A 6,509-nucleotide genomic window follows, 5' to 3' on the forward strand; every position below is an offset into this window, starting at 1 on the left:
GCCGCGACAAACACGTAGTAGTCACTGGAGAGCCGGATGCATTGAAAGGTGCACGTCCGGTTCGGGCCGGGGGCCACTGGAAAAGGACCCGCCGACGGCGGGCACCTCGCCAGTGGCCTACCGGTACACCTGCACGGGAGGGGGCAGATCGTCGTACGAGTGTTCCGTGACGAGCGCGACGGCCTGGTGGTCGTGGAGGTGTGGGACGCCGGCGAAGGACGCCCGCAGGCCCGGCCGGAGGATCACGCGGCCACGTCGGGGCGGGGGCTCCTGCTGATGGCGGAGATCGTCCACAGGTGGGGCGTCCGGCCGCTGAACGAGGGCGGCAAGGTCACGTGGGCGAAACTTCGCTGAACGAGCCGGTCGCGCTGCTGCTGCTTCAGCACCTCTTCCAGCCGGAGTGGACGATCACACTCGACCACGATGGCGTCTGGCATGCCGTTCGCCGGGTTTCGGTGTCCGCGTCCGACCTCGATGGGCTGCTGGACATGATCGGCGCCGCGGACGCTGCCGCTGTAGAGCGCGCAAGGAACGTCGTGCGTGGGCGCTGACCGCCCACCACCTCGGCGGGATGGGGTCGCGGGGCGGGCTGGCCGCTTGATCGCAGGTAAGGGATCATGGGCGACATGGCCCGTTATCGGCGCGATGCCCAGCTTGAATCGTTTCCTCGTGATCTGCTGGACGAGTTCGTCCGCGCGCTGTTGAACGTGGCCGAGCAGGCACCCGTCACTGAGGCCGGCTTCGCGTTCGAGGAAGAGGTCTTCGACGATCTGCGGCTGGTGGAGGGCCGGCATCTCGCCGCCGGAGCCCGCTACCGGATAACGGCCGACGAGGTCACCGGCGACCTGAGCGTCCCGGCGTGGAACAAGGCCGGGGAGACGCGGATCGACGTCACCGCCGGTCCGGAAGGCCATACCGTCGATCTGCACGTGGATTTGCGCATGTCGGGCCGGCGGTTCCACGGCATCCGCATCACGGGTGGCTACCAGGGGCCGAAGCCGTTTCGCATGTTGCGGCGGGCGAAGTGGGAATGCGAGGTGCGGGCCGAGGAATGGTGGTCCCTGCTCGGTCCGAAAGCGGCTCCCCTCTCGCTGCGGGTCGAGCATCCGCTCGCCGTCGTCGATCTACAGGTGGCGCGCGGCAAGGACGAGAATGGACGTTGGTCCGTCGATACCACGGCGCGGTTCGGCGGACGTTCGATTGCGCGCCCACTCGCGGCCGTGGCGCTCGCCGTCATGCGGCGCCGCATCCGGCGGATGCTGGACGAATGGATCGGCGAGGCCGTGTCCAGGTGGAACGCCGACGTTCCCGTAATGGTCGAGCACGGTCTGCGGGAGCGGCTCGACTTCGAGCACCAGGTGACGCTCAAGGCCGTGTCCCGCGAGTGGGCCGACGCGTACACGACCGCACTCCATCAGGCGATCGAGGGGGCGCCCCTTGAAGAGGGCGGGCTGATAAGAAGCTCTGAAGGAGTCGTCAGTGTGCGGCTCCTCAAGGGCGAGCACATCGGGCCGGGTGCCCGTTACCGCATCGAGCCCATTCCGGAGGACAGTGTCGAGCCGCTTGACGTGAACGTCGTGGCGTGGGAACTGGACGGGCCGAACCGCGTGGAGTTCAAGACCCCGGACGACGCGCAGACGGGATGGGTCGAAATCGACAGCGCACGGAAACCCACCGTGGTGCGCGCTGCGCTCGCCGGCGGCCTCGAGGGCTTCACGCAGGTGAGCTGCGAAGCCGAGATGGACCTTGAGCGCTGGTGGGCATCCGAAGATCCGGCCCTGACGGCGACCGCGGACAGCCCGCTGGGCGAGGCGGGCCTGACCATCAGGAGGACGCCCGCGGATACCGGAGAGTGGACGGTGCACATCGCCGCGACGGCCGAAGGTCGCGCGTGGGCACGTCAACTGGTCGCGGTGGCCGGTCTACTCGCCGCCGTCCCCCTGAACCGTTCATTCGAAGAGAAGGCCGATGCGGCCGCGTCGCACTGGCACGACCTCGTGGGCGGAGGAGAAGAGATCTCCCCCAAGGACGCCGCCGACGCCACTTTGCGGGCACTTCTCGACCACGGTTCACCGGACTGGACCGGCGGCAGGCGTGCACTGAGCCGATTGGATGCCAGACTCTCGCAGCGGCTCGCGGAATTGGAAGCGCGCACCGCATAAGTCCCGCGACATCCGCCCGCGTCCTGCGACTGGCAACTTTCGCCCAACTCTGGGGCATTTCATGGCGTTTCATGCTGATTTTTGAGCGGGTCGGCGCTGGTTCGGTGTCCAAGCTGGGGTGGTTGACCGAGGCCGCACATCGGGGGATTGCCCTGGTCGCGGTCGCTGGTTACCTTGCTCCCAAATAGACAGGAAACCTTCCTATCAAATAACGGTCGATCGGGGTTTCGGGGGAATCCGCCAGCGTCGAAACCGAGGGAGTCAGCCCTTGCGCCCCCGCTCTGTTCTCAGCCTCCTCGCCGTCCTGCTCCTCGCCCTATTCGTCCCGGCGACCGCGCATGCCGCCGCGGGCGCGTCCGCGACGTTCACCAAGCCCTCCGACTGGGGCTCGGGGTGGGAGGGGCGGTTCACGCTCACCAACGGCACCGGCGCCGCGATCAACGGCTGGCGGGTCGAGTTCGACCTGCCGGCCGGTACGGCCGTCGGGTCCTACTGGGACGCCCTGCTCACCAAGGACGGCCGGCACAACACGTTCACCGACCGCGGTTACAACGCCGCCATTCCGGCGGGCGGATCGGTCACGTTCGGGTTCCTCGGGAACGGTCCCGGAAGCCCGCAGAACTGCACGTTCAACGGTGAACCCTGCGCCGGCGGCCCCACCGATCCGGGCGGGCTCGGCACGCCCGGCACGCCGGCCGTCACCGGACGCACCGACACCTCGCTGACGCTGAAGTGGGAGCCCGCCACCGGGACGCCGTCCGGATACCGCGTCTACGAAGGCTCGGCCGCCAAGGCGACCGCCACTGGCACGACGGCCACCATCAGCGGGCTCGCGAAGTGCGAGACGCACACCTACACGGTCAAGGCGTACGACGACGAGGGCGAGTCGGCCGCCGGCGGCCCCGTCACCGCGACGACCAGCGGATGCGCGACCGGGCCGCTCCCCCGGCACTTCCTGACCGGCTACTGGCACGACTTCGTGAACCCGGCGCAGGAACTGAAGCTCTCCCAGGTGCCGGACGAGTACGACCTCATCGCGGTGGCGTTCGGCGAGTCGACGGCCCGTCCCGGCGAGGTCACGTTCCGGGTCGACCCCGAACTGTCGACCGCGCTCGGCGGCTACACCGACGCACAGTTCACGTCGGACATCGCCGCGCTGCACGCCAAGGGTAAGAAGGTCATCCTGTCGGTCGGCGGCGAGAAGGGCGCCATCCGGGTGGCGGACGGCACGTCCGCGCAGCTCTTCGCGGACTCGGTCTACGGGCTGATGACCCAGTACGGGTTCGACGGCGTCGACATCGACCTCGAGAACGGCCTCAACCCGGCCTCCATGGAGCAGGCGCTGCGCGCGCTCCGCGCCAAGGCGGGCGCCGACCTGATCATCACGATGGCGCCGCAGACGCTCGACATGCAGTCGACCGGCGGGTCCTACTTCCAGCTCGCGCTGAAGATCAAGGACATCCTCACCGTCGTCCACATGCAGTACTACAACTCGGGCGCGATGCTCGGCTGCGACCAGAAGGTGTACGGGCAGGGGACGGTCGACTTCATGACCGCGCTGGCCTGCATCCAACTGGAGGGCGGCCTGCGTCCCGACCAGGTGGCGCTGGGTCTGCCGGCCGGTCCGGGCGCGGCGGGCGGAGGCGTGGTGGCGCCGGCGGCGGTCAACGACGCGCTCGACTGCCTGGCGGAGGGCACCGGGTGCGGGACGTTCAAGCCGTCCCGCACGTATCCGGACATCCGCGGCGCGATGACGTGGTCCATCAACTGGGACGTCACCAACGGCGGCGGCTTCGCGAGCACCGTCGGCCCGCACCTCGACACGCTGCCGTAGGAGGCCGGAGAGATGAGGAAGATCTGGGTCCTGGCTGCGCTGGTCGCCGGGCTGCTGGTCGGGGTCACCGCCCCGGCGCAGGCGGCGAACATCCTGGCCAACGCCGGGTTCGAGAGCGGCTCGCTGAGCCCGTGGGCCTGCGACGGCGGCTCGGTCGTGGACAGCCCGGCGAGGACGGGCGGCCACGCCCTCGCCGGCGGCGTCACGGCGGGCAGCACCGGGCAGTGCACACAGACCGTGTCGGTGCAGCCGAGCACGGCGTACACGCTCGAAGCCTGGGTGCGCGGCAACTACGTGTACCTCGGTGTAACCGGCGGGGCGTCCACCTGGACTCCTTCCGCCACCGACTTCACCAAGCTGTCGGTCACGTTCACGACCGGCGCCGACCAGACGTCCGCGCAGATCTTCCTGCACGGCTGGTACGGCAACGGGACGTACTACGCGGACGACCTCGTCCTGGACGGCCCGGGCGGCCCCGGCGGCGACCCGGAGCCCGGTGTGCCCGGTACGCCCGCAACGCCCCGGCTCGGCACCGTCACCGACACCTCGATCACCCTGAACTGGGGCGCGTCGTCGGGGACGGTCACCGGCTACCGCGTCTACGAGAACGGCACCGTCAAGGCCACCGCGACCGGGACGAGCGCCACCGTCTCCGACCTCGCGAAGTGCAGCTCGCACACCTACACGGTCGCCGCCTACAACGACGCCGGCGAGTCGGCCGCGTCGCCGCCCGTCAGCGGACGGACGTCCGGCTGCGTCGACACCGGCCTCCCGAAGCACGCGCTCATCGGCTACCTGCACGCCAGCTTCGCCAACGGCTCCGGTTACGTGCGCATGGCGGACGTCCCCGACGCGTGGGACATCATCGACCTCGCGTTCGGCGAGCCGACGTCGCCCACGTCCGGTGACGTCCGGTTCACCCGCTGCCCGGTGAGCGAATGCCCGAACGTGGAGAGCGACGAGGAGTTCATCGCCGCGATCCGCGCGAAGCAGGCGCAGGGCAAGAAGGTACTGATCTCGATCGGCGGCCAGAACGGCCAGGTGCAGCTGACGACGGCGGCCGCGCGCGACGCGTTCGTCCGCTCCGTCTCGGCGATCATCGACAGGTACGGGCTGGACGGCCTGGACGTCGACTTCGAGGGCCACTCCCTCTACCTCAACGCCGGCGACACCGACTTCCGCAACCCGACGACCCCGGTCGTCGTGAACCTGATCTCGGCCCTGAAGTCGCTGAAGGCGAAGTACGGCGAGAAGTTCGTCCTGACGATGGCGCCGGAGACGTTCTTCGTGCAGGTCGGGCACCAGTTCTACGGCGGATCGAGCGCCGGCGACAACCGCACGGGCGCCTACCTCCCGGTGATCGACGCGCTGCGGGACGACCTGACCGTCCTGCACGTCCAGGACTACAACTCCGGTCCCGTGATGGGCCTGGACGGCCAGTACCACACCATGGGCGGCGCCGATTTCCACATCGCGATGACCGACATGGTGAAGGCCGGGTTCCCGGTCGCGAACACCGGTCGCACGTTCCCGGGGCTGCGCCCCGACCAGATCGGCATCGGCGTGCCCGCGGCGGTCGGCGCCGGCAACGGGTACACGCCGCCCGCCCAGGTGCAGCAAGCGGTCACGTGCCTGGTGAAGGGCACCGGCTGCGGCGGTTACACGCTGCGCGGCGGGACGTCCCCGGGCCTGCGCGGGCTCATGACGTGGTCGGTCAACTGGGACCGCTACTACGGCTGGGAGTTCGCGAACAGCCACGAGCCCTTCCTGAACGGCCTCCCTTAACCCGTCCCGGTACCCCCACCCCTACCGGAGGAAGAAGCACATGAGATCCATCCGCTCGAAGGCCGCCGCGGTGGCGCTCGCCGTTCCGGCCGCGTCCGCGCTGGTCGTGCTCGGCACCGCGACCGCCGCCAGCGCGCACGGCACGATGTCCGATCCGCCGAGCCGCGTCTACACCTGCTTCCAGGAAGGCCCGGAGGCACCGCAGTCGGACGCCTGCAAGGCGGCGGTCGCGGCCAGCGGCACCCAGGCGTTCTACGACTGGAACGAGGTGTCGCTGCTGAACGCCGGCGGCCGCAGCCGTGAGATCATCCCGGACGGCCAGTTGTGCAGCGCCGGGCGCGCCAAGTACCGGGGCCTCGACCTGCAACGCGCCGACTGGCCCGCGACGCACATGGAGCCCGGCCGGCAGACGATCACCTACCACGCGACCGCGCCGCACTCGAACAGCAACTTCGAGTTCTACATCACCCGCGAGGGCTGGGACCCGACGCACCCGCTGCGCTGGGCCGACCTCGTCCCGCTGGCGTCGTTCACCCACCAGTACCCGACGACGTTCACCAAGTGGACGCTCGACATCCCGCCCCGGACGGGCCGCCACATCCTGTACTCGATCTGGCAGCGCGTCGTGGGCAGCGAGGAGGCGTTCTACACCTGCTCGGACGTCGACTTCGGCGGCTCCAACACCCCGAAACCGACGCCGACACCCACCCCGACCGAGACTCCCACGC

6 protein-coding genes are annotated in these 6,509 nt (G+C 69.6%); all 6 read left to right on the forward strand.

Annotation, left to right across the window (positions count from 1 at the left end; genetic code table 11):
* The first annotated feature begins 159 nt into the window (after positions 1-159).
* A complete protein-coding gene (locus tag E1284_RS37255) occupies positions 160-354 on the forward strand; it encodes an ATP-binding protein (RefSeq protein ID WP_131944853.1) in 195 nt (64 codons plus the stop codon).
* Positions 336-551: a hypothetical protein gene (locus E1284_RS37260; protein ID WP_131944854.1), complete on the forward strand. Its 216-nt coding sequence runs from the start codon at positions 336-338 to the stop codon at positions 549-551. Before E1284_RS37255 ends, E1284_RS37260 begins: the two co-directional genes overlap by 19 nt.
* A 66-nt stretch (positions 552-617) precedes the next feature.
* On the forward strand, positions 618-2,162 hold the full coding sequence (locus E1284_RS37265) for a hypothetical protein (protein WP_131944855.1): 1,545 nt from the start codon (positions 618-620) through the stop codon (positions 2,160-2,162).
* Between the two features lie 268 nt (positions 2,163-2,430).
* Entirely contained in the window at positions 2,431-3,996 is a 1,566-nt protein-coding gene (locus E1284_RS37270) for a chitinase (protein WP_131944856.1), read from the forward strand.
* Positions 3,997-4,008: 12 nt separating this feature from the next.
* Entirely contained in the window at positions 4,009-5,781 is a 1,773-nt protein-coding gene (locus tag E1284_RS37275) for a chitinase (protein ID WP_131944857.1), read from the forward strand.
* A gap of 40 nt (positions 5,782-5,821) precedes the next feature.
* Positions 5,822-6,509, forward strand: a 688-nt coding sequence (locus E1284_RS37280; RefSeq protein WP_131944858.1) for a lytic polysaccharide monooxygenase auxiliary activity family 9 protein, incomplete at its 3' end; no start/stop codon positions are given.

The organism is Actinomadura bangladeshensis, assembly GCF_004348335.1.
Classification (GTDB): domain Bacteria; phylum Actinomycetota; class Actinomycetes; order Streptosporangiales; family Streptosporangiaceae; genus Spirillospora; species Spirillospora bangladeshensis.

Coding starts and splice junctions, on each gene's coding strand:
- E1284_RS37265 (WP_131944855.1), top strand. CDS start 618: ATGGGCGACATGGCCCGTTATCGGCGCGATGCCCAGCTTGAATCGTTT.
- E1284_RS37275 (WP_131944857.1), top strand. CDS start 4,009: ATGAGGAAGATCTGGGTCCTGGCTGCGCTGGTCGCCGGGCTGCTGGTC.